Source organism: Mycolicibacterium vinylchloridicum (genome assembly GCF_013404075.1).
Classification (GTDB): Bacteria; Actinomycetota; Actinomycetes; order Mycobacteriales; family Mycobacteriaceae; genus Mycobacterium; species Mycobacterium vinylchloridicum.
In genome coordinates this window covers 270297-297291 of record NZ_JACBJQ010000003.1, presented here as the reverse complement: position 1 = coordinate 297291, position 26995 = coordinate 270297, and the positions used below count along the sequence as shown (strand labels likewise).

The following is a 26995-nucleotide window of genomic DNA, read 5'->3' as shown; positions in this document are numbered from 1 at the left end:
ACCAAGGGTCTCCTTCGGCCGCGTCCTAGCGGTGTCAGGCAGCGCCCGTCATGCCCACCACCGCCGCCCCCGCAGCCCCTGCGGGCCCGCTGCCCGCCTACGGCGCCGATCTTCGCCCCGCCGCGACCACCGCGCCCGCAGCTCCGCCTCCGACACCTGCGGCTGCGGCCCCGGCCTCCGCACCCGTCCACCCCTCTAGCGGCACCCAACTCGGACAGCCCGCCGTCGTCCGCCAAACCCCCGCGGCCGCTGCGACAGCAACGCCACCGACCGGGATCACCGAAAGTGCGCTGGCCGGGGCCGCTACCGGTGCCGTCGCCGGAGTCGGCGCCGCCATGACTCAAGCGCAACAGCGCCTGCAACGGCTCCTCGACGCCGTCGCCCGCCAAGAACCCCAGCTGCGCTGGGCAATCGGCGACCGCGAGGACGGCAACACCGTCCTGACCACCGACCTCGCCAGTGGCTGGATTCCGCCGCACGTCGAAATCCCCACCGGCATCAAGATCCTCGCGCCACGCGCGAGAACCCGAACTCTCGAGGCAATGCTCGGCGAGACCACGCTGACCGCCACCTACGCCCCCGGCGACTACCTCCCACCCGCCGAAGACGCGGACCCGGTATCGATGTCGATCCGCGCCCGCGACACCGACGACGTCGACGAACTCGGCTGGGAACTCGCCCAAGCCACCAAATGGCGTGACGGACTACCTCGCCTGGCGCTCACCCTGGCCAAGGCCGCGTCTACCGGAACCGGCTACCTGGACTCCGAAGTCGAGCTGCTGCGCGAACATCTCGCCACCGTCGCCGGCCAGGTCCTGGGTGACTACCCCGATCATGTCGACACCGCTAAGGTCGGCAACTGGCAGCTACTGGCGACCATTGACGCGCTGATCAAGAACCAAAAGACCACTGCCAATTACCACTTCGCGTGGTTTCAGGCCTTGAGCCTGGCGCTGAAGGGAGACGGGCACCGATGACGAACGGAAAGCTCAACGCAAGCCCGGGCGACTACCTCGCGGCCCAAGGCGGAAACCTGCCGCCGCCACCGATCACCTCCGATCCGCTCGTCGCCGGTATGACTCCCATCGAGCAGCTGCTGCGCGTACTCGGGCTGGCCGCCAATCTCGGCGATCCCAAGGACAACACCGAGAGCATCGAAGAGCACGCCAAGCGCGACTCGAAGACCGCCGAAGCAGCAGCCAAATTCCCCGCCCAGGATGAGCAAGCCAACACGGAAATGAAAGGTGTTGCCGGCCAAGGCCAAGCCGACCAGATGGCCCAACAGCTCCCCCAGATGGCCTCCCAACTCGCCGGCGCTCTGGCCGGTGCCATGGGCGGCGCGCTGCAACCGCTGGCGCAGATCCCCCAACAGCTCGCCCAGGGAGCCCAGCAGGCGATGCAGGCCGGGATGGGCATGATGCAGCAGGCCGGCGGTGCGTCCGCAGAGCTCGACAAAGCCAGCCTCACCGACCCGCTGGGCGAATTCGGTGAAACACCAGGCGAATCCGGGGCCGGCGGCGGAGGATCCAGCGGCGGTGGCGGCGGCCTCGGCACCGCCCCGACCGCGATGCTCGGCCCGCCTCCGGTTCCGTCGGCGGGCACCTCCCCGTCGTCAGCCAACACCGCAGTGCCGCCACCGCGCATGGCCGCACCGACCCCGACGATGACCGGCGGCATGGGTGGCATGCCGATGATTCCGCCCGGCGCCATGCACGGCGCCGGCGGGGCAGAGAAGGACCCCAAGACCGACACCAAACGGGTGTCGGTCCCCTCGGTCAAGAACGGCGCACCGGTTCAAGGGCGCATCACCGCGCCCCCGCCGGCGCCTCAGGTCACCAAGAAAGTCGACGGAAAGCCCGTCGCGACCCGACGCATCGTCGTGCCGAACGGCAAGGCAGACGAGCCAGCGGACCCAAAGTCTTGATCTAGCTGCGGAATTCCTGGCCGACCCGAAGACCGTCATTTTTTGTCGGTGCCCGCTGCGATGATGTGGTCATGTCCTCGACCGCCGTGCTGAGCTCGAAGGAACGCCTTGAGGTGTTGTTCGAGGAGCTGGCTGAGCTGGCAGGTCAGCGTAACGCGATCGACGGACGCATCGTGGAGATCGTCGCAGAGATCGATCACGACGGGATCTGGGGTGCCACCGGCGCGCGCTCTGTCTCCGCAATAGTGGCGTGGAAACTCGGCATCTCCTCCACCAACGCCAACACTATCGCCGCAGTCGCGCACCGACTCCCGGACTTTCCTCGCTGCAACACGGCTCTGCGCGAAGGTCGGTTGTCGGTGGATCAGGTCGGGGTCATCGCCGAACGCGCCGCCGAGGGTTCTGATGAGCACTACGCCCAACTGGCGTCGGTGGCCACAGTCAGCCAGCTGCGCAAAGCGATCAAACTCCAGCCCCGCCCGAAGCCCGACCACGGTCCCCAACCGGATCCGCCACGCTCGATCACCAAGTCACATGGCGAGGACTCGACCAGTTGGCGGATCACCCTGCCCCACGACGAGGCCGCGACCTTCGACGCGGCCCTGCAGTCCCACAAGGATGCACTGGTCACTGAATACAAAAACGACCACGACACCGAGCGCTCCGAGAACCCACCACCGTTCCCCAACACTGTGGATGCGTTCATGCGGCTGGTCGAGGCCGGCTGGGACACCGAGGTGACCCGCCGCCCGCACGGGCAACGCACCACCGTCGTGCTGCACGTCGATGTCGAGCAGCGCGTCGCAGCACTGCATTTGGGTCCGCTGCTCTCCGACGGCGACCGCCAATATCTGACCTGCGATGCCACCTGCGAGGTCTGGTTCGAACGCGACGGCCAACCTATCGGCGCCGGGCGGGCCACCCGCACCATCAACCGGCGACTGCGCCGCGCGCTCGAACACCGCGACGCCACCTGCGCGGTCCCCGGCTGCAACGCAACCCGCGGCCTGCACGCCCACCACATCCAGCACTGGGAAGACGGCGGCCCCACCGAACTACACAATCTAGTGCTGCTCTGCCCCTATCACCATCGCGCGCACCACCGCGGCGACATCACCATCACCGGACCCGCCGACCGTCTCACCGTCACCGACTACGACGGCGACCCACTCACCTCAGCATCACTGGCCCGTCCACCCAACCATCCACCACCGAAGGTCCCACCCTGTCCCGGGCCGATCGGTGAACGCGCCCAATGGAAGTGGTACCACCCGTTCGAGCCACAACCGCCGCCATCTGATAACTAGGTTGGGTTCGGACACCCCGATGACATCGATATCGGTTGGGGTATAGAGCACTTCGCATTCAAGGACGTGAGATCGGACATCACTGCCGAGGCGGCCGGAACGCAAAGCGCCCCGGTGTATTGACGGTCACGGGCGGGCGAGCTAATGCAGCTGTGATTTGTTCAATCACTGCCTGTTTCAGTCCCGTGGAGTCGGCGGGCAACCCAGGTGCGTCCCCTGGTTCAGCCAGGAGCACCACGCTATCCGGAAGGCCCGGAACATCCACCGAGCCGACGAGCAAGAGCAAAGTACCCGGCAGCATGGCGATCTCTTGCTCTTCTTGATACCGCGCGAAGGGGGCGACGAGTCGACCGGTGATGCTGACGATCGCAGCCAACCAATCGGCAGTGAAATTTTCGCTGCCAACCCGTGGATCCATTGAGGTGGGCAGGATCCCACTGAGGGTGAACGACCCGTTCGGCCTCGGGCCAGCCATGCCCCGATAGGTGATTGCAGCCATCGCGGGTAGTTGAGACAGCGTTGTCACAATGTCTTCAGCCACTTTTCAGTTCCCTTCCGCTGCCTTGATAGCGGCCAATGTGGCCGCCGCAGCCCTGTTGATGAACTCGGGACCGCGCGCCTCGCCGTGGATGTCCCATTGCCAGCTACGCAGAACACATCGAATGTCGGCACCGAACAACGTCATCCAGAAACATCTCTCGATGATGTCATCGTGCGAACGGCCACACAATTCGCTCTTCGCCCCGTCGCGAAAGAGTTGCTAACGCCGTACCAGCCCGGATCGTCGCTGCTCGCTCGAATGTAGTCGACGTACTCCCCGCCGCTCGTGGAGTACAAACGCTAGAGGACTCCATCGCTCGAAAGTCCATACCCGCGCGAGTTGCCCGCCTCGCCAGGTCATCTGATAACGCCGGCATCATTTGGGAATACCATTGTCGATCACCAGATTTCCGAACTTTCTCACCGTCATTCGAGTCTTCTGCTTATTGCGGGAACATGGGACTGCCGTTGGGTGACTCGTAGCTCTCCTTGATGTCGCTGACGCTCTGACCAACAAGGTGCGAGAGGAGAACCAAGTCCATCACCCCGACACCGCCATCACGAACTTGGGCGAGCCGCTCACCGTCGGCGTCGGTCAGATAGGCGAATCCGTCATCCCTTCGATCTATGGCGAACCCCCCGGCAAGCTGCGCTTCAGTCGTCGGTACCTCGAGCCATGGCAATTTGCGTTTCGAGCGGATGTCAGAACCGAAGAAATCCCACAAGTAGTCCTCGATTACCGAAATTCGAGGAGATGAGAGGACGAATACCTCAGCCTCGCTGCGGTCAGCTGATGTCAGCACGACCGCACCATCCGAGGAACGAACGAAGAGTCGAGTCTCCCCACCGGGATCGGTCCAAAACAACGCCGCGCCTAACTGGCCCGAAGGCCCAAACGCGTAACCGGCTTGTCGAGCCCAATCGACGAGTTCCGGGTTGATTTGAGGCGAATTGGTCATCGAATGATCCCTATTCTCTTCAGTCGTTCTACTCGAACCTCAACATTCGCATCATCGAAGATTCGCACCTGTAGTGACCCTCCCTCGCGTCCAAACGCGGGTGCCACCTCTGACACTTCGATGTGCATGCTCCGGCAGGCGACCAGTTAGCGAGTATGAAAAGTATGGGTCCACAAGAGTTGATATCGGAAGGCCACGAGCCTCAAATGACTCCGCGACGCCATCACGCATGACCGCGAGGTACTTCCCGGACTCAAGGCCGATGCGGTCAACTCCGCTACCGTAGTCGCGGATGTATGCATCAACAGAGTTGTACACCACCTTCGAGTGCGAGACCGCACCATCATTCGGAGGGTAGTTCTGGAATTCCCGGCCCTCGGGCCCAACCTCGTTGTACCGAGCCTCATAGTCCGCCTTGCTCATCGGCACACCGTGGGCGTCTCGACCGTATGGAGCGTCGTAGTCGGTGATCAGAGAGCGGACCTTCGGATCCATCTCATCGGGCTGGGGATAGTGATCGCTAGACCAATGTTCGTCGAGCGGTTCACCATATGTCGGTTTGTCGTTCGGCTTGTCGTCTACGCGCTCCCAGCCATCGCCCCTCGGCTCGGGGTACGAATGCACGGGATCATGCGATGCACCGTCTCCGGTAGAAACACCTCCATCATGGTGGTCATCTGACTTATTTGATGGGCCATCGTTCGGGCTTGAGCCGGGGTCATCAGCGTGCCCTCCCGCTCCGTGATCGCCCGACCCGCCGTGCGAACCACCTGCGCCATCGCCTGTGACCGGGTGCGGGCCATGCCCCGCGCTGTCGGCGACGCCCTCTGCGCCGTGCGCTCCTACGGCCGCGGGCACGCTGTCACCGGCGCCGCCTGCCGCCGAGGACAATCCTTCGGACGCATGACCGCTCGCAGCATCCGGCGCCCCGGAAGCCGTCGCACTCGCAGGCGCTGGCTCGACAGCACCCTTCACCTCGTAAGACGGCGCGCTTGCCGGCACAGTCGTCTCGGAACCCGCTGACGCAGAAGGCGCGTCAGCCTTCGGCGACAGAGCAGCGTCCGGTATATGTGTCACCGGTGGAGAAACAGGCTCACCTGACACCGGAGCGGACGTCGGCTTCCCACCCGACGGGACCGTGTCACGAGCAACCGGCGGTCCGGGTTCTCCTGGCTTCGGCAGCGGCCCTGGGCTTCCCGACGGGGGCTTGCCGCCATCGAGGCCCGTCCTATTCAGATCATCGAGTTTGGCGGTAACACCCTCGAGATCACGCGAGACACCGCGCAAACCCCCTGTCGCCGAGGCAATCCCGCCAGCTTCACCAGCGGCGCGTTCGGTCGCCGAGATCTCGGCCCGCGCGGCCGCGCCTTCAGCGGCTCGCGCACCCCCAGCAGCCTTGACACCCGCACCGCCGGGGATGATCGCCGTACCGATATCAAAGCCCAACTCACCAATCCCGAGGAACGGACGATCGCTGGTGATGTCGTCGTAATGCGTGAGGTCCTTGACCATGTCGAGCGAGCCTTGGGGATCCGTCGCAAACGCCATCGGCGCCGTCATCGGATTCAGGATCTCGGCCATCTTGTTCAGGCCTTTGATCATCTCCCAGGTGCCCTTGGGATCACCGATCGGATCTATTGACGCGATGCTGCCCACCGTGTTGATCCCGCCCAACGCGACACCAACGTTCGCGTCGGTGAAAGCATCGAAGACGTTGGCCGCGATCCGACCCGCGTCCTCTCCGAGATAGTTGACCAGCTCGACGCGCGTGACGATTTCCATTGCGTGCGAATAGTTCTTGATGCCATTGACCAGATCAGCAAGTAACTCTTTGCGCGCCGCGGACTGCCTTTTGTGGTTGGCAATCACGGCTTTGATGTCGTTGGCGACCTCGTGGATCTTCTCCTCGGCATCACCGGTCAACAACTCGAAAACCGTCCCCAGGACCCCTTGGTCGACGATCGATCCCACCACCGACGACAGCTTGTCCAGGAGATCCCGAATCGCGTTCTGCGTGGTCTCGATATCGGTTGCGAAGCCGCTCAATTCACCAGCGCGCTTCTGCGCCTCACCCGCGAGCGACGACATCGCGGAACCGGCGTCCAACACCGCCTTCTTCATCGGCTCTCTGTCCGGCATCTGCTGCGCATCGATGACCCCGCACGGGCCGGCGATCTGCCCGGCAACGCCATACAGCGGTGTCGCGAACACGCTCCACGCCGCACCCGCCGCGCGCAGTTCACCCGGAGAACCGTTGGGCCACCAATCACCAACGAGAGACTCCACCAGATACCACAACACCGGCGGAGCTTGACCGGGGCCGTTGACATCTGGATCACCCCCCGGCGCGGAATACTGGGCAGGCGCCGCCGGCGCCGGCAACGGCGTCGCTCCGCCACGGATATCGGCGGCGGCCTCGGCACAGGAATAGTTGGTCGCTGAGCCCTGAATCAGATAACCGATATGCCGCAGCGCATTGACCCCCTTGCTAACACCGTCGACCAGCGCCCGGGCCGAATCCTGATACGCGAACCCGAACGCCGTTCCCGCCGCATCCTGACCCGTATCGGCGTTGTAGGAGCCAGTCAGAGAGCCCACCGCAGCGGTCAGCACCTCGCTCAGACCGGCGACCGCGGAGCCCGCACCCGACAGCGCCGCAGGATCGACGCGCAACAGGCCGCCATCCCCACTCACAGAGCAAACGCTACGGAGATGACAACGCCATCACAATTCACCCAGCTGACCAGTAGATCGGATGGCCGACCCGGGAAGGACCCCACGCTGGGGCTAACCCGGGAGGCGTCGCCGCGGGCCCAGCCGTGCAGAACGACCCGCCCGTCGAGGCGGGCACACCCGGCTACGTTGGATTGATGACATCGCGAAGCTTGCTGGACGGTCAGGGCATCCGACAGATCACCGGCGGATTGGGGACGCTGGATCGCGAGGTGTTCGAAGCCGTCGCCGAATCGCCGACCCCGCTGTTGGACAAGGCGATGCCGCTGCTGACCCGCGCCGCCGACCACTCCAAGCTGTGGTTCGCGATCGCAGCGGCCCTTTCGGCGACGGGATCGCCGTCGGCCCGCCGCGGCGCCGGCCGCGGGGTGGCCACACTGGCAGTCACCAGTCTGGTGACCAATCAGGTCGCCAAGCGGGTCTGGACGCGCGAGCGGCCCAACAGCAGCCTGGTGCCGTTGATGCGACGTGCCCGCCGCATGCCGACGTCGAGCTCGCTGCCCTCCGGGCATTCGGCCAGCGCCGCCGCGTTCGCGGTGGGTGTGGGCCTGGAGAGCCCGCCGCTGGGACTGGGCCTGGCTCTGCTCGCCGGCCTGGTGGGCCTGTCCCGGGTGGCCACCGGCGCGCACTACCCCGGCGACGTGTTCGCCGGCTTCGGGATCGGGGCCGCGATCGCGGTGCTGGGCGGGAGGCTGGTCCCGCCGATCGTGCCGGCAAAGTTGCCCGCGACCGAGCCGCTGCGGATCGAAACCCCCGAGCGTCCCGAGGGCGCCGGCGTCGTCCTGGTCATCAACCCGGCCTCGGGCAGCGGGACGGGGACCCGGGTGATCGACGAGGTCCGCCAGAAACTCCCCAAGGCCGAGATCGTCGAACTCGGTGAGGACGACGACCCGGACGCCGTTCTGCGCGATGCCGCCCAGCGCGCCGAGGTGCTCGGCGTGGGCGGCGGCGACGGGACGGTGGCCTGCGCGGCATCAGTGGCGGTATCCGCCGGGGTACCGCTGGCAGTCTTCCCGGCCGGAACGTTCAACCATTTCGCCAAGGACATCGGCTGCGACACCGTCGAACGCACCGTCGCAGCCATCCGCGCCGGCAACGCGTCGTACGTGGACCTGGTCTGCCTCAACGAGGACCAGATGGTGATCAACACCGCCAGCATCGGCGCCTACCCCGCGTTCGTACAGACCCGGGAAAAGCTCGAGCACAAGATCGGCAAGCCGCTGGCCGGGTTGTACGCCATGTGGCACACGCTGCGCCGCGAGGAGCCCGTGCGGATCCGCTACGACAACAAGACGCTGCAGACCTCCCTGTTCTTCTTGGGTAATTCCGTTTATCTCCCAACGGGTTTCGCGCCCGCACGGCGCACCCGCATGGACGACGGTCTGATCGATGTTCGCATCTTGGAAACCGGCCGGCGGCTGAGCCGGTTGCGCATCCTCACCGCGATCCTGCTGGGCCGCCTGGTACGCAGCCCGCTCTACCACGAGATGCAGGTGCCGGAGTTCTCGTTCGAGGCGGTCGACGGGCCGACGCCGCTGGCCCGCGACGGTGAGGTCGGTGATTCCTACGACCGTGCGAGTTTCACCGCCCGGTATCGGGCACTGCCAGTGTTTCGGCCGCTGCCGTGATTCCGCGCGGCGGCACCAGCCGCACGCACAGCAGGTAGAACAAGTAGCCGAGCGCCCAGCCGGCCAGCACGTCGGACGGGTGGTGGACGTTGAGCACCACCCGCGCCGACCCGACGAGGACGATCAACACACCTCCAAGGACCGCTACTACTGTGCGCCATCTGGCGGTCAGGCTCGGCCACAGCACGGTGAGCAGGGCTAACACACCGACCATCGCACCCAGCGCATGCCCGGACGGAAACGACGACGACGCAGCATCGACCAGAGCGGTCGGCGGGCGCGGCCGGTCGACGACGAACTTGGCGACCTCGGTGACCACGCCCATCAATCCGATGCTGATCAACAGAAAGACTGCCGTCGCGACGTTGCGACGCGCCAGCGCAACCACCAGCAGGACCAACGCAACCACCCGAAAGCCGTTCGGTCCGAACACGGCGCACAGCACGGCCCAGAACGCCACCCACCCGGGCCGCGTGGCACCGACGTCGTGGAACGTCTGCAGCAACCGGGTGTCGACGACCGCCAGCCACGCCCAGTTCTGCACGTAGCCGACCCACATCGCCACGTAAACGATCACCCCGACGACAGCGGAGGTGAACAACCAGGATTTTGTCGGTGCCATCCCTTCTTCAGTACCACGAGATCTGGCACGATCTTCGGCGTGGCCGTATTCCTACGGAGGTTGTTCGGCATCGGCAAGCTCCCGCGCGAGATGCGCGAGCAGTTCGACAGCGAGGGCATCATCTACCTCGCCGAGTTCGTTCCTGTGACGCGCAGGTTCAGCGGCAAGGTGCCGGGGCATCGCGCCAGCGGAGCCATCGCGAGCTATGTGGGCTCCGTGGTGTTCACGTCCCAACGCGCGGTAGCCACCCTGTCCAGTGTGCCCAAGGTCGCCGGCCGCACGATGGACGTGCGCTGGAATGATCCCCAACAAGGCACCGTCACAGCCGAGATCTCCAGCAGCGGAATCACTTTGACGGTCGATATCGCGGGCGTCGACCCCCAGTTCAGCGGCCAGCTGTCGCTGACGTACAAACTGGACATTCCCGAGGACGTGCTCACCCGGATACCAACCCGACATCTGGCGTTCGACGTTCCTCCCGAATACGTCTACCGCGCAGTCGGAGTGCCACACAATCCGTGATTGCGGCTGTATCCACCGCTACCGTGCCGAGGCGGAGCGCGAGGGACTTCCCACCTGAGCGACCACGAAGATCCGGCGGAACGGGAAGTACGTACGGCCGTCGGGCCGCATCGGGTAGGCCTCATCCAGCAGCGGGATCAGCTCGGTGCGGAACTGTTGCCACTGATCGTCGGTCAGCTGATCGCGTACCGGGGTGAGCGCGGTGCCGGTGATCCAGTTCAGAACCGCATTGTCACCGCTGAGTTCGTGGAGATAGGTGGTCTCCCAGGCGTCGACGGTGCAGCCCGCGGCGGTGAGCAACTCGGCATACCGCATCGGCGTCTCCACCACGTTGGCATCCCGGAAATGGAAGTCGCCCAGCGCCTTTGACCAAGGCTCCTGATCGGCCAGCCACCGGATCGCCGCGTGTGACGGGGCGTCGAAGTTGCCGGGCACCTGAACGGCGATCCAGGCTCCCGGCTCCAGCAGCCCTGCCCAGCGCACCATCAAGTCGTTATGCCCCGGAACCCATTGCAGCGCGGCGTTACTGAACACGACATCGGTGCCGGGCCGCGGAGTCCACACTGAGATGTCGCCCAGTTCGGCGTCGATCCCTCGTTCGCGGGCCGCGTCGACCATCTCCGGTGAGCTGTCCACCGCCTCCAGCGCGGCGTCCGGCCAGCGCTGGGCCAACTGTTCGGTGAGATTGCCGGGCCCACAGCCCAGGTCCGCCACCCGCCGTGGTGACTCGGCCCCGATCCGCGCCAGCAGATCGAAAAACGGCCGTCCGCGCTGATCGGCGAACGCGAGATACGTCTGCGGATTCCACATGCCGCCACTTCACCACATCCGCGTCGACCATGAAATCCACAGTGACTTCCCAGCTGGGGCGACGCCGGTGCAGCAGCACTGTCGTGCACCGTGGTTCGGATGCATGCCAGCACGCGGTGGCAGGCCGTCGCCCTGACCTGCCTGCTGGCCGCCACCGCCGCGCTCTACCTCTGGAATCTGCCGATCAACGGCTACGGCAACGCGTTCTATGCGGCCGCGGCCCAGTCCGGGGCCAAGGACTGGACCGCGTGGTTCTTCGGTTCCCTGGACCCGAACAACTTCATCACCGTCGACAAACCACCGGCCGCGCTATGGGTGACGGGCCTGTCGGTCCGGCTATTCGGGATGAACAGCTGGGCGATCTTGGTACCGCAGGCGCTGATGGGGGTCGGGGCCGTCGCGGTCCTGTACTTCACGGTCCGCCGCACCGTGGCCAACCCAGCGCGCGGGGCGGTCGCGGGTCTGATCGCCGGAACCGTGTTGGCCCTGACCCCTGCCGCGACATTGATGTTCCGCTACAACAATCCTGACGCGCTGCTGGTGCTGCTGATGGTCGCGGCCGCGTACTTCCTGATGCGCGCGGTCACCGGTGCGTCGTGGCGATGGCTTGCTCTGGTCGGCGTCGCTCTGGGGCTGGCATTCCTCACCAAGATGCTGGCCGGTCTGATGGTGCTGCCCGCGTTTTGCCTCGCGTATCTGCTTTTCGCACCGACGAAGTGGTGGCGACGGGTGCTGCATCTGCTGGGGGCGGCTGTGGCGCTGGTCATCTCGGCCGGCTGGTGGGTCGCGATCGTCCAACTGTGGCCCGCGGCGTCGCGTCCCTACATCGGTGGCTCGACCGACAACAATGTGCTCAACCTCGCGTTGGGGTACAACGGCGTCGACCGCATCGTGGGTGGCGGTAACGCGGTCTCACACGGGCATCTCGGTGGCTGGAGCACCCATGCCGGGGTGCTGCGAATCCTGTCCGCGGAGATGGGTTACGAAGTGTCCTGGCTGCTGCCCGCCGTCCTGGTCGCGATCGTGGCCGCCGCATATCTTGCGCTGCGCCGCAGGCTGAACCGGATTGAAGCGGCGGGCTTCACCACGTGGACGGTGTGGTTCGTCGTCTGCACCCTGGTGTTCAGCTATATGACCGGCATGGTCCATCCGTACTACACCGTCGCGCTGGCACCGGCGGCGGGCGCGCTGATCGGGCTGGCCGCGGTACTGAGCAGATCGGCGGCGATCGCGATGGTGGTGGCCGCCGCGGCCTGGGCCATCGTCCTACTGCACCGCGCCGGGCTGGGGCCGTCGTGGTCGCGCTGGGCGATCGGCGCCAGTGCTGTGACGGCCGTGGCATTGCTGCTGGCAGCGTTGACGAAGTGGCCTCGGCTGACGCCGTTCGCGCTGGCGATAGCCCTGTTCGCCAGCCTCAGTGGGACTGCGATGTTTTCGGTCGCAACCGCGGCCACCCCGCACAACGGATCGATCCCGAATGCGGCCCACACCGCTGACGTGTGGCCTACTGTCGGATCGCGGTTCGCGAAGACGATGATGACGGGTGCCAGCTCCGGCACTGTCAACCCGCAATTGGCCACATTGCTCAGCGCCACCACAACCACATGGTCAGCGGCTACGTCGGGATCGCAGGCGGCCGCATCGCTGGAGATCGCTTCCGGCACCGCGGTCATGGCGATCGGCGGCTGGAGCAGCGACCCGGTGCCCACCTTGGCGCAATTCGTCGACGACGTGCACGCCGGCGAGATCACCTACTACATCGAGAGCGGGCGGATGCGCAGCCATGACCGCAATGGCGGGGAGATCGCCGACTGGGTACAGCAGCATTACCGACCGGTCAAGGTAGGCGGCGCGACGATATTTCGGCTCTTGTGAGACGCCTGTCCAGTTAACATCCAGGGAAGGTATCCACCGGCGAAAGGCCGCGACAATGACGTCGAACGTCGACCTGCCCATCCCTGTGCCCGATGTGCCGGGTGCCGACGCCGGTTACGAGGGTCTGCCCGAGCGCTCCGACCTGACCGCACTTCAGCGGCTGATCGTGGACTCATCTGCGGTCGCCGACATCGGGCTGCGCACGGCGATCGCCTCGCTGGTCGGGGTGTCGATGCTGCCGACGGTCGCCAAGAGCATCGTCCGCCGCTCGGACCTGCACCGCGAACGCAGCAACCTCGAGTTCTACGCCGAGCTCGCCGCGCGCCAGGACCCGGCGGCCTCGTTCCCCGCTCCCACCGTGTTGCCCACGGTGACAACGCGCCCGGCGAATCCGATTGCCCAGTAAATCGCCCACGGCAACGTCCAGAACATGCGGTTCGAGAGCAGTTTCGAACCGATCAACCCCAAGATGCGCAAGCAATGGAAACAGTTGGAACGCAACAACATCGTGTGGGCCCAGCATTGGCGTCACGACGACGGACCGCGGCCGACCCTGTGTGTGATCCACGGCTTCATGGGTTCGCCGTACCTGTTCAACGGGCTGTTCTTCTCGCTGCCGTGGTTCTACCGCACCGGCTACGACGTGATGCTCTACACGCTGCCGTTCCATGGCCGGCGCGCCGAAAAGGGTTCCCCGTTCAGCGGTTACGGCTTCTTCTCCCAGGGGATGGCCGGATTCGCCGAGACCATGGCCCAGGCAGTGCACGACTTCCGCTCCGTCATGGACTGGCTGCGCGACACCGGAGTGGACCGCATCGCGCTCACCGGAATGTCGTTGGGCGGCTATACCTCAGCGCTCGTCGCCTCCGCCGACGACCGACTCGAAGCGGTGATCCCGAACGTCCCGGTCGTCACCCCCGAGCGGACGTTCGACGAATGGTGGCCGGCCAACAAGCTGATCGAACTGGGCCGTACCTTCGGCACCATCAGCCGCGAGGATTCGGCCGCGGCGTCGGCGTACCACTGCGCCCTGAACTACCGGCCGTTGGTACCGCGTGATCAGCGCCTGATCATTACCGGCCTCGGTGATCGGCTGGCACCGCCGCAGCAGGCCGAAGCTCTGTGGGAGCACTGGGATCATTGTGCGCTGCACTGGTTTCCGGGAAACCACATCTTGCACGTCAGCCAGCCGGATTACCTTCGCCGGATGAACCGCTTCCTGCGGCCGTTCATGTGGGACTAGCTCAGATCTGGGGCGGGCCGGGATAGTCGGTGAGGCTTACCACCGGGCCCATCGCGGCCAGGCCGGACGGATTCTCGAGCCACTGGTCCCGGACAATGATGGTGCTATTCGGCAGATGGATCGTGAAGTCGCCGTAGGTACGCAGGTAGGCGTCGCCGTAGGAGAGGGTGCCGGTCGAGTACGGCGGCACATTCTGCTTGACCGTGGTTGATTCGGAGTCCTTCTCCTGAACCGATCCGGTGTAGAGAACGGTTGATTCGAATTCGATCTGCTGGCCGACGAAAAGACTGGACTTCTCCTTGATCTTGATCCCCCCGCCAGCAGACCAGCTGTCGGTCTCTGACTTGTAGGTGGTGAGCGTTTCGGAGAAAGAGTTTTCCTGCGAGGCGTTGTTGTAGTTGTATCGGTCCGGCGCAGTTACCGGTGCCGTGTAATAACTTTGGCCGGTGACATTGGCCCCGCACGAGCCCGGGGTTTGGCCCGCGTTGTTGTAATAGCACGCCGCGTCCACGGCGGCGGAGGCGAGGTTCGGATCCGATGTCAGGTCGAAGCTACTGAGGCTGGGCTGGATGATGTACATCACCTCAGCGGAATTCGGCTCGTCCTCGCCGCCATCCATGCACGCCGAGCTCTTGCACTGAACCGATGACCCCCCGTCGGGGTAATTCTTGAGGATCGCTTCGCTCACGGTCGTGGGCCCGCCGTCGTTCCGCTCCCATTTCACCACGGCCTCTTGAGCGCCGTAGGTGGCGTAGTCGACTTCGATCCGCACCATCTGGAACGGCTGAAGTACGTAGCCGACGGTCGGGGATTCGTCTTCTTCGATCTCGCCGTCGATAAAGATGAGCTTCTGCGGGTACGGCGTGAGATTGACGATTTCGTAACCGCGCGTGGACAGTTGGTCGGGGTGGCCGGTGATCAGCACCTTGGGCAACCCCAGGATCGCCCGGGTTTCATCCCTCACGAAGTCCCGGATCGCCGCACCGACCGACTTGCGCGCGGGGGCGGGATCTGCGACAGGTGCCGCGATATCCGCTGGCGTCGGATTGCTGACCGGTGCCGAGGTGTTCGTGGGCGCTGTCGGAGTGGAGTGCGAATTCGGGTAGGGATCCGGGCCGGTGCCGATGGCATAGTCGACCGTGGTCCAGATGGGTGGGGCCACCAGCGAGCCATCCTCGTTCTCGGCGTCGGCAGGAACGGGGCTGACGTATTCGATGTCCGGAATCTTGATGGTGACGTCCTTGTCGATCAACGTCATGTCGACGATGTCGTGATATTCGCCGTAGGACAGCTGAATCTGGCCGTACATGCCAGGCGCCACATTGACCGTCGCGCCTTGCTTGGTGATCACGCCGTCGCTCCAGCTGTGGCCATACTTCTGCTGGAGCACCGCGCTGATCTCCGTCTCAAAGTTCAGCGGTCCGAGGGAGAACTTGACCGAGCCGCCGGCAGCGATCTTCAGATTCTCTTCGATGCCGTTGGTTTTGACCGCCTCGTGGATGACCTCGTAAGTGTTTGCGGAATCCACGGTTCCGTAGTTGAAGACCGTATTGCCAACATTTTTCGCGGCGGAGTACACGACGCGCGAGTCGACGGCCTCCTGGGTGCACGTGCCTCGGTTCTCACACAGTGCCGTGGCAACGATCGCTTGTCCGACACCATCAGTGGGAGCGATCGTGATTTCGGTGCCCGCCTTCGGTAGGAAGAGAACCGTCTGGCTCACCGCTGCTTGAGGAGTCCCCGAGACGGGAGTCGGGGTGTTGAACACATCGGATTGCACATTGCTGCTCGACGGCGTGATGAAGGCGCTGTCGAACCGGACGTAGACCTCGAAGCTGTCGGTGCCGTCCGTCCAGTCCATGGTAGCCCGGCTGGAGGTGTCCTCATCGTTGTTGGTGTAGAACCCCATCTCGACCTGGCGCGCATTGTCCAGGACATAGCCATTCTGCGGGCCAAAGGCCAGCGGGTCATACGTCGTCAGGTTCGTCAGGGTCAGCGGCCGACCGGTCAGGTTGATGAACGTGACCTGAATGCTGGGTTGGGGAACCGGAATGTCGGTGCTGGACACACACTTCGAATCCACGCACGAGCCGGGGAAGTTCTCTTCCGCCCTGCCGCTGAGGTCGGCAAGCAGCGTCTGGACCGGTTGCAACAGCGAATTCAGCGCCAGCACAATGCGACTACCCACCGGGCCCAGGGGCACGGGGCCCGACGCGGCGACTGGTTGCCTGGCGAGCTGTCCGGTCGCCGACTCCGTGTCGCCCACTTCACGACGCGCGGCGGCCGCCAGCATCCATTCCGCCGGGGATCCTGGGGTATTGGTCAGCGGTGTGACCGTCGCGTTCAACACCGCCGTCACGAGGTCGGTGCCGGCGCGCATGATGGAGCCGGGCGCGGGCAAGGTGGCGAGTCGAAGCGTCGGTGTCGCGGCGGCGAGGTGCGGCTTCATCGTGATATGTGTTGGGGTGCGCGATGTTCCGGTCTGTGATGTGACTGTCGAGGCACTCAGCTTCGAGTCCTCAGATCCGGCCTTCGGCTTACCGGCCGAACCTCTGGGTTTCGGTTTCGCCGATCCGGTCTTCGCCGCCGGGCCGGTCGACGCCGAGTTCACCGACGACGAGCTGTCGTCGGAGGACGTATCGGCCGCGGCGATGGGAGCGGGACCGCCTGCCAATGCCACCCCGACCCCCAGCGCAACGGTTGCAGCTGCCGCGCGAGTGCTGAGCATTGCTGGCTTCATCGAGTCCTCCGACCTAGCGGTGAGCGCGTTGAACAGTGCGCCGCGGGCCCTCAATATTTATCAGCAATGCCAATTTATTGGCGGTTTCAAACTCTCTGTTAATCAGTTCATGGCGGGTCGTTCGTCGCAGATACGCTCACCGATTACCTTGTCCACCAAGGTGACTCGCTGACTAACCCTTGATCGCCCTCACCAAGGTGATACTGGCCAGCATGTTGGCCACTTCGGCGTCCGCGGAGTCGGCGGAACGGCCAACGCCCTTCAAGTAGTCCACCAACGTGGTTTCCTCGGCCGTCCAGCCCCGCTCACCGAACCACTGCGCTGCGGGCGCCACCTGCTCGTTGTAGACCAGCTGCCACCACTGGCCGCGCTCGTTGCCGACGGACTTCGCTTGTTGAACCTTCGCTTGAAAGGCGTCCCGGTCCATGGGCCTACCCTCCTCGACAGCGAGGTGGCTGCCCGTACTGGCCAATGCGTCGATGCCGGTGAACAGCTGCTCCTGCGCACTGGCGGGCAGGTAGATCAGCAGACCCTCGGCGATCCAGGCCGAGGGCTGAGCGGATTGAAAACCGCTGTCCCGCAGGGCCTGCGGCCAGTCGTCTCGTAGGTCGACCGCGATCTCGCGGCGCTCGGCCGTCGGGTTGGCGCCGTGCGCGGCGACGGCCTCGCGCTTGAATTCCAGCACTTGCGGCTGGTCGAGTTCGTAGATGGTCGTGCCAGGTGCCCAGTCCAGCCGGTAGGCACGGGAGTCCAGGCCGGCGGCCAGCAGGACGATCTGACGCACGCCGGCTTGCGCCACCCTTCGGAAATAAGCGTCGAAGTAGCGGGTCCGCGCGGCTTGGAAGGTGACGAAGTGTTGTCCGAATTGCTCCGATTTCAGCGGATGATCCGGTGCTTCGCCGTCCAGCACTGCGGCCCACTGACCACCGACGGCGCGACAGAACACCTCCGCAAACGGGTCAACGGCCAGCGGATCGGGCTTCTGCGCCTCCAGTGCACGCGCGGCCGCGACGAACAGTGCCGTCGAGCCGACACTGGTGGTGATGTCCCAGGTGTCGTCGTCAGTTCGCACTGCCGCGAGGGTACGCGCAATTTCTGACAGGCCTCACCGGTCAGCCTGCGGTCGGGCCGTCGCTTTGGTCGACCAGTACCGGACCGTCCGGCGCGTCACCCAATGTCTGCAGTCCGACGGCGTCGCCGGCGTGAGTCAGGCGCAGGACGTCTGCGAGTTGTTTCGGTGCGTCGCACTGCACGTAGTGGTCGCCACCCGGCACCACCCAGTAGCGGCTGCGCCCCGGCTTGTCCTTGATGTAGGTGTGCCACACGTGGTTGGCGACTCTCAGCGGTGCGACGGTGTCGTGGACGCCCCAGACGAGGGTCGTATCGACGGTGGTGGTGGCGAAGGCCTCGAGCCAGCTTGTTTCGTCCGCGGCTCGTTCGTGCAGATATTTGATGGTGTCCGGCAGGACTCGAATGCCGTCGTCGTGTGCGAAGCAGCGTGCCAGTGCGGCGATCTCGGGGTCGTCGAGGGTTCTGCGCGGCATGAACGTGCTCGCGCCGAGACCGGCTGCCAGCATCTCGGGCGTTGTCGCTGCCGCGGTCGCGCGCGAGGTCGAATCGTCGAGTAGCGCCTGTTGGAAGGCTGTGAGGTTGGCCAACGGCAGGTAGATGTTCCCATTGGTGATGATCAAGTCGACCGGCATCGCCGCGTTGGCCTCAGCCAGCATCGTCACAGCGATCATTCCGAGGCTGCTGCCGCGATCGTGGGTCACGATCGCATAGTTGTCCAGTTGCCAGACGTCTGTGATCAGGTGCACCAGCAGCCGCGCATCGTCATACAGCGAGTACACATACGGCGACGGTGGCTTGTCGGAGAGTCCGTACCCCGGGAAATCAACGGTGAATATCTCGAATTCCGAGCGCAATTCATGGGCCAGCGCGAAATAGTCGATGCTCGACGTCGGGAAACCGTGCACACACACCAGGGCAGGGGCGCCCTGGCTGCCACTACGGCGAACGAACACCTTGAGTTCTCGGCCGTCGTTCGCCGGCGTCGTCGAACGCCAACGAAGATGGGTGCCGCCCTCTTGCCACTGCGCGAAGATGCCCACCGCCGCAGCCTGCCACTGAAACAGCGATCACACCAACGGCCGACCGGTGCGGATTCGCCGATCCAGATCACGCAACAGCAGATTGAACGGGAACTCCCGGATGAACCGCGGCGCCAGGTTGTTCACGAACCGGATGCGCGCCATCAAACGATCGAACTTTCGCTGCATGTCCGCGTTCCACTCGAGCTGCATCTCGTCGCGGAAGCGCTGCGGCAGGAATCCGGTGGTGATGAGGAGGTTGAAGCGCTCGAGGGCCTGCTGTCCCGGGAGCCGAACACCACGGATCCGTGACACCGCGAACGGGTACAGGTACTCGCGGATCGTGTCGTCGATATGCACCTTGTCCAGCTGTTCCTGCCAATACCGGTCAAAGGCGGCCCGGTCGGGAGGCCACATCTCGGCGGGCACCTGCAGGGTGGTGGCCAGCGCCATCGCCTCGCGGTATTGCCGGTCGGCAGTCTCGTCGTCCGCCTCGCCGATGAAGACCCGGGCGATGTCGACGCCGCCCTTATAGAGGCAGGCTGCCACCCACAGCTGGAGATCCTTGTCGAAGGCGTTGTACTGCACCGGGCTATCAGGGGTTGAGTAGACCTGGGCGTGCGATTTGTTGACCGCACGCCGATAGGCCTTCTTCTGCTCCTCGCTGCCGCGAGTGGCCACCGCCAGGTAGGTGAACGTCGTCCGTGCCCGCTTCACCGGATGCCGGTCGGCCCGTCCGCTCTCGACCCGGCTCTCCATCACGCCGTAGCCGACGCCCGGCCGGGCCAGCTCCATGATCACGTTCGCCGGGCCGGCCAGAAGCGCGACACCCATCAGGCCGTCGTCGAAGCCTGGCCCGCGCTTCGGGCGGCGCCACGACGGCATCGGCGGCGCGCTCACTGCGCGATCGACATGACTGATGACAGGTTCGCGGACCGCCACTATGCGCCACCCAATTCCTGATCAAAATCTGACAACAGATGTTTCCGAATATTGCCGCCCTGGCCACAGCAATGTCAAGATGGGCTAATGACGCAGGCACGCCCGTACGGCGGCGTTGATGCCGCCGATCGGCTGGCCCGGCGCCGGGCCCGGCTGCTGCAGGCGGGGCTGGAACTGCTGGGCAGCGATGTCGACCCGGCTGAGCTCACCGTTCGTGGCATCTGCCGGGAGGCCGGCGTCGCCACCCGGTATTTCTACGAGAGCTTCGCCGATAAGGACGAGTTCGTGGCGGCGGTATTCGACTGGGTGGTCGCCGAGCTGGCCGCCACCACCCAGGCGGCGGTCGCCACCGCCCCCGTCGACGCGCAAAACCGGGCGGCCATGGCCAATATCGTGCGCACCATCGAACTCGATCCGCGGGTCGGACGGTTGATGTTCAGCTCGCAGCTGTCCAACGCCACGGTGGTCCGCAAGCGGCAGGAGTCCGGCGCCCTGTTCGCGATGCTGTCCGGCCAGCACGTCGAGGCTCTGTTGCACCGCCCGGCCAACGACCGGATCAAGGCGTTCGCGCACTTCGTCGTCGGCGGGGTCGGCCAGACGATCAGCGCATGGCTGGGCGGCGCGATCACGCTGACGCCCGCCGAGCTCGCCGATCAGCTCACCGCGATCATCGATGAACTCGGCGACCCCCGGCTGTTCCGCGACTAGTTGGCCGAAACCGGCTGCCTACGGTCGGCCGCCGTCTTGGGCTGCGTCGTAGCTTCATTTTCGGTGAATTCCCTTGTCCAGCACGCAAATTCGAGAACAATACCGTCCGGGTCCAGGAAGTAGAACGACCGCACATACACGCCAGGATGGAGCTCACGGGTGGCGCCCTGGGGGCTGTCGTCGTGGTTGAGCACCGGCCCGACCCGCACCCCCTTCTCCTTGAGCCGAGCGCGGTACTCGTCGAACTTCTCCTCCGGCACGTGGAAGGCCAGGTGGTTCATCGAGCCCACCGCGCTGACGATCGAGCCAAGCCCGGGCAGCGCCGCGGGCGTGGTGCTGCCCGCCGTGCCGTCAGGAGCCTCCGCGAACCAGAAGAACGCCACGCAGTCGCCGTTGCCCGCATCGAAGAAGAAGTGCTGCCCCAGGTTGTCGGGCAGATTGAGCGACTTGACCAGCGGCATCCCCAGCACATTCGTGTAGAAATCCTTCGTGCGTTCCATGTCGGCGCACACCAGCGCGACGTGGTTGATCCCGCCGAGTTCGAATTCCGGGTTGGTGTTGTGCGGCTTGATCATGTCGTGCCCCCACAGATACTGGTCAACTCTGGTAACCGAACCTAACACCGGATTCAGGCGTGTACATCGACGCCGGCGAATATCGTCTCCTCAGCGCCCACCGCGAGGAGGTCACCCACATGCCCACCCCCGGAGTCGTCCGCGAGTTCATCGGGGTGTCATCCCCCACTGCGCGCCGAGCCGGTGCCGGCGGACATCCCTGCCAGGGTCTCTACCACCGCGGGGTCGGCCGCAAGCCCAAGGTCGCCGTCATCGCCACCCACTATCAGATCGACTTCTCCGAGCACTACCTGGCCGACTACCTGGCCACCCGGGGCGTCGGCTTCCTCGGCTGGAACACCCGTTTTCGCGGATTCGAGAGCAGCTTTCTTCTCGACCATGCGCTGGTCGACATCGGGGTCGGGGTGCGCTGGCTGCGCGAAATCCAGGGTGTGGAAACGGTTGTATTGCTCGGCAATTCGGGTGGGGGCTCGCTGATGGCGGCCTACCAGTCGCAGGCAGTCGACCCGAATGTCACACCACTGGAAGGGATGCGGCCCGCTGCCGGACTGACCGAGCTGCCGCCCGCCGACGGCTATATCGCCAGCGCGGCCCACCCGGGCCGCCCCGATGTGCTGACCGCCTGGATGGACGCCGCCGTCGTCGACGAAAACGACCCGGTAGCCAGCGATCCCGAACTCGACCTGTTCGACGAGCGCAACGGTCCGCCGTTCACCCCCGAGTTCATCGCCCGCTATCGATCCGCCCAGATCGCCCGCAATCACGCGATCACCGACTGGGCCGAGACCGAACTCAAGCGGGTGCAGGCCGCCGGGTTCTCCGACCGGCCATTCACCGTGATGCGCACCTGGGCCGATCCCCGGATGGTCGACCCGTCCATCGAGCCCACGCACCGTCAGGCCAACCTCTGCTACGCGGGTGTGCCGGTGAAGGCCAACCGCTCCTCCTACGGCATCGCCGCCGCCTGCACGCTGCGCAATTGGCTGGGCATGTGGAGCCTGAAGACCGCCCAGACCCGCGCCGAGCCCCACCTCGCGCGGGTCGACGTCCCGGCCATGGTGATCAATGCCGAGCAGGACACGGGTGTGTTCCCGTCCGATGCCCAGCGGATCTTCGATGCGCTTGCCAGCACCGACAAAACCCGGTGCTCAATCGACACCGACCACTACTTCACCACCCCGGGCGCACGCAGCGAGCAGGCTGACACGATTGTGAAGTGGATCCACAAACGGTGGCGGTAAGAGTCCTGGCGCATTTCCTTCCCAGCGACAGCGTGCTGGACATCGTTGCACCGGAATCGGATTGGCTCGACATCCGGTGGTGCCACGAGGACGACGATCAGACACTGCACCGCGAACTGCCTGACGCCGAGGTGATCTGGCATGTGCTGAGGCCATTGACAGGCGCCGATCTGCGTCTCGGACCGCGGCTGCGCCTGGTGCACAAGCTGGGTGCCGGGGTGAACACCATCGACGTCGATACCGCGACCGAACTGGGGATCGCGGTGGCCAACATGCCGGGTGCCAACGCTCCCTCGGTCGCCGAGGGCACGGTGCTGTTGATGCTGGCGGCCCTGCGGCGGCTCCCCGCACTGGACCGCGCCACCCGGCGCGGACTCGGCTGGCCGACGGATGCCGGCCTCGGCGAGACCGTGCGCGATATCGGCAGTTGCACTGTGGGATTGGTGGGCTACGGCAACATCGCCAAACGCGTCGAACGGATCGTGCACGCGATGGGCGGCACCGTACTACACACCAACACTGCACGAGACGAAACCGACAGCTGGCGTCCGTTGCCCGACCTGCTCGCCGAAAGCGACATCATCAGCCTGCACCTGCCGCTCACGCCGGCCACCGACAAGCTCATCAATGCGACCGCATTGGCTGGGGTGAAACCACATGCTGTGCTGGTCAACACTTCTCGTGGTGGCATCATCGACGAGCCCGCCCTCGTCGATGCCCTGAGCAACGGCAGGCTGGCCGCCGCCGGACTGGACGTATTCGCGGCCGAGCCCGTCGACCCCGCCAATCCGCTGCTGAGCCTGGACAACGTCGTCCTGACCCCGCACGTCACCTGGTTGACCGCAGACACCATGCGCCGCTACCTCATCCAGGCCATCGACAACTGCCGCCGGCTGCGCGACGGCAGCGACCTGGTCAACGTCGTCAACGGGAGGCAGGATGGCTAGCGTATCCACCGGCGAGAAGTCACTGGAGACGCGCGCGCTGCGCAAGGTCATCATCCGTGTCGTGCCCTTTCTCATGGCGCTCTACTTCGTCAACTACCTGGACCGCACCAATCTCGGCATCGCCAAAGCCGATATCAGCGAGCACCTGCAGCTCACCGCGAGCATGTTCGGGCTGGCGTCGGGCATCTTCTTCATCGGGTACGTGCTGGTCGAGGTGCCGTCCAACCTGGCCCTGGAGCGTTTCGGCGCCCGCCGCTGGCTGGCCCGCATCGCGGTGTCGTGGGGAATCGTCGCGGTGGCAATCGGATTCGCACCCAATGCGGCCACCCTGCTGGTGCTGCGCTTCCTGCTCGGCGTGGCCGAAGCCGGACTGTTCCCCGGCGTGATCTTCTATCTCACCCGGTGGTTCCCCGCCGCGTACCGGGCAAGGATCGTCGCGATGTTCATGATGGCCAGCCCGATCGCCGCCGCCGTCGGAACTCCGTTGGCTGCGTGGATGATCCAGGCCGGCGAGGGCCTTTTCGGATTGGCCGGCTGGCAGTTCATGATGATCGGGGTCGGTCTGCCCGCGATCATCCTCGGCATCATCTGCTGGTTCTATCTCACCGACCGCCCCGCCGACGCGCACTGGCTGCGACCCGACGAACGGCAATGGCTGATCGATGTGCTGGCCCGCGAGGAACGCGATGTCGCAGGCACTTTCGAGTTCCCGCTACGCCGCGCGCTGACCAGTCCGCGGATCTGGGCGCTGTCGCTGGTCTACTTCGGCGTCGCCTACGGCCTGTACGCCCTGGCGTTCTTCCTGCCGTCCATCATCTCCGACTTCAAGAAGATGTTCGACGTGCACCTGTCGATCGTGCAGGTCGGCCTGATCACCTCGGTGCCCTACACGCTGGCCGCGATAGCCATGTACCTGTGGTCACGTCATGCCGACCGCAAGGGCGAACACGTCTGGCACGTCGCCATTCCAATGGGACTGGGCGGCTTGGCGATTCCGATCGCGTTGTATCTGCACAGCCCACTGCTGGTGATGATTCCGGTGAGTATCGCCGCCATGGGCGTCTTCTCCGCGATCCCCAGCTTCTGGGCGCTGCCCGCCCAATTCCTCACCGGCGCGGCCGCGGCCGGCGGAATCGGTCTGATCAACTCGATCGGCAACCTCGGCGGTTTCGCCGCGCCGTATGCCACCGGAGCGCTCAACCAGTTCACCGGCAGCGACAAGGCCGGGATGTGGGCGGTGGGAGTCATCATGCTGTTGTCAGCGGTCGTGGTGGTGATCCTGCGCGCGACCCCGCAACCGGTCAGGCCGCCAGAGTGATCCCATCGAGTGGGGCATGTCTGGGCGGGTAGCCTGGCTACCAACCCACCGGTTAATAGGGAAGGCACTCACATGCCCATCGCGATCACACCTGAGCACCACGACCTCGCAGATTCGGTGAAGTCGCTGGTCGCAAGGGTGGCACCGTCGGAAGTCCTGCATGAGGCCCTCGAGACTCCGGTGCCCAATCCGCCGCCGTACTGGAACGCCGCGGCTGAGCAGGGGCTGCACGGCCTTCATCTTGCCGAGTCGGTGGATGGGCAGGGCTTCGGCCTGTTGGAACTGGCGATCGTGATCGCCGAGTTCGGATATGGCGCGGTGCCGGGACCGTTCGTGCCCTCGGCGATCGCCAGCGCGCTGATCTCGGCTCATGACCCCGACACCAAGCTGCTGGGCCAGCTGGCTTCGGGCGAGCTCATCGCCACCTGCGCGCTGGAGTCCGGTCTGACCGCGACCCGCCAGGACAGCACGCTCGTCATCCGCGGCGAAGCCCGCTCGGTACTCGCAGGCGCGCAGGCATCGGTCCTGGTCTTACCGGTGGCGATCGACAGCGGCTCGGAGTGGGTGATCCTCGATGCCGCCGAATTGGAGATCGAACCGGTGGACTCGGTGGACCATCTACGGCCGGTGGCCCATGTACGCGCCAACGCCGTCGAGGTCACCGCCGACCAGGTGTTGTCCAATCTGTCCCAGTCGGCCGGGCGGGCGATCGTCACGACGCTGCTGTCAGCTGAGGCCGTCGGCATCGCCCGCTGGGCCACCGACACCGCCGCGGCGTACGCGAAGATCCGCGAGCAATTCGGTCGCCCGATCGGCCAGTTCCAGGCCATCAAGCACAAGTGTGCGGAGATGATCGCCACCACCGAGCGGGCCACCGCCGCGGTCTGGGACGCCGCCCGTGCACTCGACGAGGCCGCCGAAAAGTCCTGGGACAACCAACAAACCGCCTACGAGTTCGCCGCCGCGGTGGCCGCGAGCCTGGCACCCGCCGCCGCTCAGCACTGCGCGCAGGACTGCATCCAGGTGCACGGCGGTATCGGCTTCACCTGGGAGCACGACACAAACGTCTACTACCGCCGCACGCTGGGCCTGGTCGCCGCGTTCGGGCGGGCCAACGAATACCAGCAGAAGGTGTTCGACACCGCGACCGCCACGGGCATGCGGGCGATCAACATCGACCTAGACCCCGAGACCGAACAGCTGCGCGCCGAGATCCGAGCAGAAGTTGCCGCGCTGAAGGCAATTCCGCGCGAGGAGCGCAAAGCCGCGATCGCCGAGGGCGGCTGGGTCCAGCCGCACCTGCCCAAGCCGTGGGGCCGCGATGCCAAGCCGATCGAGCAGATCATCATCGCCCAGGAGTTCACCGCCGGGCAGGTGAAGCGCCCACAGATGGGCATCGCGGCATGGCTGATCCCGTCCATCGTGGCGTTCGGCGACGAGGAGCAAAAACAGCGCTTCCTTCCGCCGACCTTCCGCGGCGAGATGATCTGGTGCCAGCTGTTCTCCGAGCCGGGTGCCGGATCCGATCTGGCCAGCCTGACCACCAAGGCCACCAAAGTCGACGGCGGCTGGCGGATCACCGGCCAGAAGATCTGGACCACGGGCGCACAGTACGCGCAGTGGGGTGCGCTCCTGGCGAGAACGAATCCCTCTGCGCCGAAACACAACGGCATCAGCTATTTCCTGCTCGACATGAAAAGTCAAGGTGTGGAGGTCAAGCCGCTGCGTGAGCTCACCGGCCACGCGATGTTCAACACCGTGTTCATCGACGACGTGTTCGTTCCCGACGAGCTGGTGCTCGGCGAGGTGGACCGTGGCTGGGAGGTCAGCCGCAATACCCTGACCGCGGAACGGGTTTCGATCGGCAGTAGCGAGCCCGGGTTCTTGGCCAACCTCGACGGATTCGTCGACTTCGTGAACGGTGGACACTTCGATCAGATCGGTCATCACCGGGCCGGTGAACTGATCGCCGAGGGGCATGCGGCCAAGCTGTTGAACCTGCGCTCGACGCTGCTGACGCTGGCCGGCGGTGATGCGATGCCGTCGGCGGCGATCTCCAAGCTGCTGTCGATGCGCACCGGACAGGGCTATGCCGAGTTCGCGGTGTCGTCGTTCGGCATCGACGGAGCCATCGGCGATCCCGAAGCGCTACAAGGCAAGTGGGCGGAGTGGTTGCTGGGCAGCCGGTCGACCACCATCTACGGCGGCACCTCGGAGGTGCAGCTCAACATCATCGCCGAGCGGCTGCTCGGCCTGCCTCGCGACCCGTAG

General features: G+C 65.3%; 23 protein-coding genes and 1 pseudogene. 13 read left to right on the top strand and 11 right to left on the bottom strand.

The window, feature by feature from the left end; translation table 11 throughout:
• Positions 1-50: 50 nt before the first annotated feature.
• The 3 genes from HPC46_RS04850 to HPC46_RS04840 all read left to right on the top strand — a co-directional run bounded on the left by HPC46_RS04850 (position 51) and on the right by HPC46_RS04840 (position 3231).
• On the top strand, positions 51-977 hold the full coding sequence (locus tag HPC46_RS04850; RefSeq protein WP_179467338.1) for a DUF5631 domain-containing protein: 927 nt from the start codon (positions 51-53) through the stop codon (positions 975-977).
• Positions 974-1924 carry a hypothetical protein gene (locus HPC46_RS04845; RefSeq protein ID WP_179467336.1) on the top strand — a complete coding sequence of 317 codons (951 nt, stop codon included), beginning with the start codon at positions 974-976 and terminating at the stop codon, positions 1922-1924. Before HPC46_RS04850 ends, HPC46_RS04845 begins: the two co-directional genes overlap by 4 nt.
• Before the next feature lie 71 nt (positions 1925-1995).
• Complete coding sequence (locus HPC46_RS04840; RefSeq protein ID WP_179467334.1) at positions 1996-3231, top strand: HNH endonuclease signature motif containing protein; 1236 nt, start codon at positions 1996-1998, stop codon at positions 3229-3231.
• Between the two features lie 79 nt (positions 3232-3310).
• Here the strand turns inward: HPC46_RS04840 and HPC46_RS04835 are convergent, their stop codons facing one another.
• The 4 genes from HPC46_RS04835 to HPC46_RS04820 form a co-directional block, all read right to left on the bottom strand.
• Positions 3311-3772: a hypothetical protein gene (locus HPC46_RS04835; RefSeq protein ID WP_179467332.1), complete on the bottom strand. Its 462-nt coding sequence runs from the start codon at positions 3770-3772 to the stop codon at positions 3311-3313.
• Between the two features lie 3 nt (positions 3773-3775).
• The gene (locus tag HPC46_RS04830) at positions 3776-3916 is read right to left on the bottom strand and encodes a hypothetical protein (RefSeq protein ID WP_179467330.1); all 141 of its coding nucleotides are present in this window, start codon (positions 3914-3916) and stop codon (positions 3776-3778) included.
• Positions 3917-4214: 298 nt separating this feature from the next.
• Positions 4215-4730, bottom strand: coding sequence for an Imm61 family immunity protein (locus HPC46_RS04825; RefSeq protein WP_179467328.1), 516 nt, complete (start codon positions 4728-4730; stop codon positions 4215-4217).
• A gap of 51 nt (positions 4731-4781) precedes the next feature.
• Entirely contained in the window at positions 4782-7424 is a 2643-nt protein-coding gene (locus HPC46_RS04820) for a WXG100 family type VII secretion target (RefSeq protein WP_179467326.1), read from the bottom strand.
• Between the two features lie 176 nt (positions 7425-7600).
• On the opposite strand from HPC46_RS04820, the gene HPC46_RS04815 reads away from it, so the two are divergent.
• Positions 7601-9091 (top strand): bifunctional phosphatase PAP2/diacylglycerol kinase family protein, encoded by a 1491-nt coding sequence (locus tag HPC46_RS04815; protein WP_179467323.1) that lies wholly within the window; start codon positions 7601-7603, stop codon positions 9089-9091.
• Here HPC46_RS04815 and HPC46_RS04810 read toward each other — a convergent pair.
• Entirely contained in the window at positions 9045-9713 is a 669-nt protein-coding gene (locus tag HPC46_RS04810) for a phosphatase PAP2 family protein (protein ID WP_179467321.1), read from the bottom strand. The genes HPC46_RS04815 and HPC46_RS04810 overlap by 47 nt on opposite strands.
• A 39-nt stretch (positions 9714-9752) precedes the next feature.
• Here HPC46_RS04810 and HPC46_RS04805 point away from each other — a divergent pair, with 39 nt between their 5' ends.
• Entirely contained in the window at positions 9753-10235 is a 483-nt protein-coding gene (locus HPC46_RS04805) for a hypothetical protein (protein ID WP_179467319.1), read from the top strand.
• Positions 10236-10253: 18 nt separating this feature from the next.
• Here HPC46_RS04805 and HPC46_RS04800 read toward each other — a convergent pair whose 3' ends face one another.
• Positions 10254-11045: a trans-aconitate 2-methyltransferase gene (locus HPC46_RS04800; protein WP_179467318.1), complete on the bottom strand. Its 792-nt coding sequence runs from the start codon at positions 11043-11045 to the stop codon at positions 10254-10256.
• A gap of 99 nt (positions 11046-11144) precedes the next feature.
• Between HPC46_RS04800 and HPC46_RS04795 the strand changes: the two genes are divergently transcribed.
• Positions 11145-12920 (top strand): ArnT family glycosyltransferase, encoded by a 1776-nt coding sequence (locus HPC46_RS04795; protein ID WP_179467316.1) that lies wholly within the window; start codon positions 11145-11147, stop codon positions 12918-12920.
• Between the two features lie 55 nt (positions 12921-12975).
• Positions 12976-14163: pseudogene (locus HPC46_RS04790) on the top strand (alpha/beta hydrolase family protein).
• Position 14164: 1 nt separating this feature from the next.
• On the opposite strand, the gene HPC46_RS04785 reads toward HPC46_RS04790, so the two are convergent.
• Complete coding sequence (locus HPC46_RS04785; RefSeq protein ID WP_179467314.1) at positions 14165-16612, bottom strand: hypothetical protein; 2448 nt, start codon at positions 16610-16612, stop codon at positions 14165-14167.
• A gap of 40 nt (positions 16613-16652) precedes the next feature.
• Here HPC46_RS04785 and HPC46_RS04780 point away from each other — a divergent pair, with 40 nt between their 5' ends.
• A complete protein-coding gene (locus tag HPC46_RS04780; protein WP_179467312.1) occupies positions 16653-17075 on the top strand; it encodes a hypothetical protein in 423 nt (140 codons plus the stop codon).
• Here HPC46_RS04780 and HPC46_RS04775 read toward each other — a convergent pair whose 3' ends face one another.
• From HPC46_RS04775 to HPC46_RS04765, 3 genes are read right to left on the bottom strand one after another with little or no spacing between them, the layout of a single operon-like run.
• Positions 17076-17975, bottom strand: coding sequence for a class I SAM-dependent methyltransferase (locus HPC46_RS04775; protein ID WP_179467310.1), 900 nt, complete (start codon positions 17973-17975; stop codon positions 17076-17078). It lies immediately after the preceding gene.
• Positions 17976-18015: 40 nt separating this feature from the next.
• The gene (locus tag HPC46_RS04770) at positions 18016-19014 is read right to left on the bottom strand and encodes an alpha/beta fold hydrolase (RefSeq protein WP_179467308.1); all 999 of its coding nucleotides are present in this window, start codon (positions 19012-19014) and stop codon (positions 18016-18018) included.
• 27 nt (positions 19015-19041) lie between these two features.
• Positions 19042-19878, bottom strand: coding sequence for an oxygenase MpaB family protein (locus tag HPC46_RS04765; RefSeq protein WP_218893733.1), 837 nt, complete (start codon positions 19876-19878; stop codon positions 19042-19044).
• 144 nt (positions 19879-20022) lie between these two features.
• Here HPC46_RS04765 and HPC46_RS04760 point away from each other — a divergent pair, with 144 nt between their 5' ends.
• On the top strand, positions 20023-20643 hold the full coding sequence (locus tag HPC46_RS04760; protein ID WP_179467303.1) for a TetR/AcrR family transcriptional regulator: 621 nt from the start codon (positions 20023-20025) through the stop codon (positions 20641-20643).
• Here the strand turns inward: HPC46_RS04760 and HPC46_RS04755 are convergent.
• On the bottom strand, positions 20640-21218 hold the full coding sequence (locus tag HPC46_RS04755) for a VOC family protein (RefSeq protein WP_179467301.1): 579 nt from the start codon (positions 21216-21218) through the stop codon (positions 20640-20642). The two genes, HPC46_RS04760 and HPC46_RS04755, sit on opposite strands and share 4 nt — an antisense overlap.
• A 119-nt stretch (positions 21219-21337) precedes the next feature.
• Here HPC46_RS04755 and HPC46_RS04750 point away from each other — a divergent pair, with 119 nt between their 5' ends.
• The 4 genes from HPC46_RS04750 to HPC46_RS04735 all read left to right on the top strand — a co-directional run bounded on the left by HPC46_RS04750 (position 21338) and on the right by HPC46_RS04735 (position 26995).
• Entirely contained in the window at positions 21338-22459 is a 1122-nt protein-coding gene (locus tag HPC46_RS04750) for an alpha/beta hydrolase (RefSeq protein ID WP_179467299.1), read from the top strand.
• Positions 22435-23406 carry a 2-hydroxyacid dehydrogenase gene (locus HPC46_RS04745; protein ID WP_407665464.1) on the top strand — a complete coding sequence of 324 codons (972 nt, stop codon included), beginning with the start codon at positions 22435-22437 and terminating at the stop codon, positions 23404-23406. Before HPC46_RS04750 ends, HPC46_RS04745 begins: the two co-directional genes overlap by 25 nt.
• A complete protein-coding gene (locus tag HPC46_RS04740; protein WP_179467297.1) occupies positions 23399-24724 on the top strand; it encodes an MFS transporter in 1326 nt (441 codons plus the stop codon). The genes HPC46_RS04745 and HPC46_RS04740 overlap by 8 nt, the downstream gene beginning before the upstream one ends.
• A 72-nt stretch (positions 24725-24796) precedes the next feature.
• Complete coding sequence (locus HPC46_RS04735) at positions 24797-26995, top strand: acyl-CoA dehydrogenase family protein (RefSeq protein WP_179467295.1); 2199 nt, start codon at positions 24797-24799, stop codon at positions 26993-26995.

What these genes read in the sequence shown, in the direction of transcription:
- HPC46_RS04825 (WP_179467328.1), bottom strand. Translation starts at nt 4,730, where the DNA reads ATGACCAATTCGCCTCAAATCAACCCGGAACTCGTCGATTGGGCTCGA.
- HPC46_RS04840 (WP_179467334.1), top strand. Translation starts at nt 1,996, where the DNA reads ATGTCCTCGACCGCCGTGCTGAGCTCGAAGGAACGCCTTGAGGTGTTG.
- HPC46_RS04785 (WP_179467314.1), bottom strand. Translation starts at nt 16,612, where the DNA reads ATGAAGCCGCACCTCGCCGCCGCGACACCGACGCTTCGACTCGCCACC.
- HPC46_RS04800 (WP_179467318.1), bottom strand. Translation starts at nt 11,045, where the DNA reads ATGTGGAATCCGCAGACGTATCTCGCGTTCGCCGATCAGCGCGGACGG.
- HPC46_RS04750 (WP_179467299.1), top strand. Translation starts at nt 21,338, where the DNA reads ATGCCCACCCCCGGAGTCGTCCGCGAGTTCATCGGGGTGTCATCCCCC.
- HPC46_RS04795 (WP_179467316.1), top strand. Translation starts at nt 11,145, where the DNA reads ATGCATGCCAGCACGCGGTGGCAGGCCGTCGCCCTGACCTGCCTGCTG.
- HPC46_RS04830 (WP_179467330.1), bottom strand. Translation starts at nt 3,916, where the DNA reads ATGACGTTGTTCGGTGCCGACATTCGATGTGTTCTGCGTAGCTGGCAA.
- HPC46_RS04815 (WP_179467323.1), top strand. Translation starts at nt 7,601, where the DNA reads ATGACATCGCGAAGCTTGCTGGACGGTCAGGGCATCCGACAGATCACC.
- HPC46_RS04810 (WP_179467321.1), bottom strand. Translation starts at nt 9,713, where the DNA reads ATGGCACCGACAAAATCCTGGTTGTTCACCTCCGCTGTCGTCGGGGTG.
- HPC46_RS04755 (WP_179467301.1), bottom strand. Translation starts at nt 21,218, where the DNA reads ATGATCAAGCCGCACAACACCAACCCGGAATTCGAACTCGGCGGGATC.
- HPC46_RS04850 (WP_179467338.1), top strand. Translation starts at nt 51, where the DNA reads ATGCCCACCACCGCCGCCCCCGCAGCCCCTGCGGGCCCGCTGCCCGCC.
- HPC46_RS04765 (WP_218893733.1), bottom strand. Translation starts at nt 19,878, where the DNA reads ATGCCGTCGTGGCGCCGCCCGAAGCGCGGGCCAGGCTTCGACGACGGC.
- HPC46_RS04760 (WP_179467303.1), top strand. Translation starts at nt 20,023, where the DNA reads ATGACGCAGGCACGCCCGTACGGCGGCGTTGATGCCGCCGATCGGCTG.
- HPC46_RS04845 (WP_179467336.1), top strand. Translation starts at nt 974, where the DNA reads ATGACGAACGGAAAGCTCAACGCAAGCCCGGGCGACTACCTCGCGGCC.
- HPC46_RS04735 (WP_179467295.1), top strand. Translation starts at nt 24,797, where the DNA reads ATGCCCATCGCGATCACACCTGAGCACCACGACCTCGCAGATTCGGTG.
- HPC46_RS04740 (WP_179467297.1), top strand. Translation starts at nt 23,399, where the DNA reads ATGGCTAGCGTATCCACCGGCGAGAAGTCACTGGAGACGCGCGCGCTG.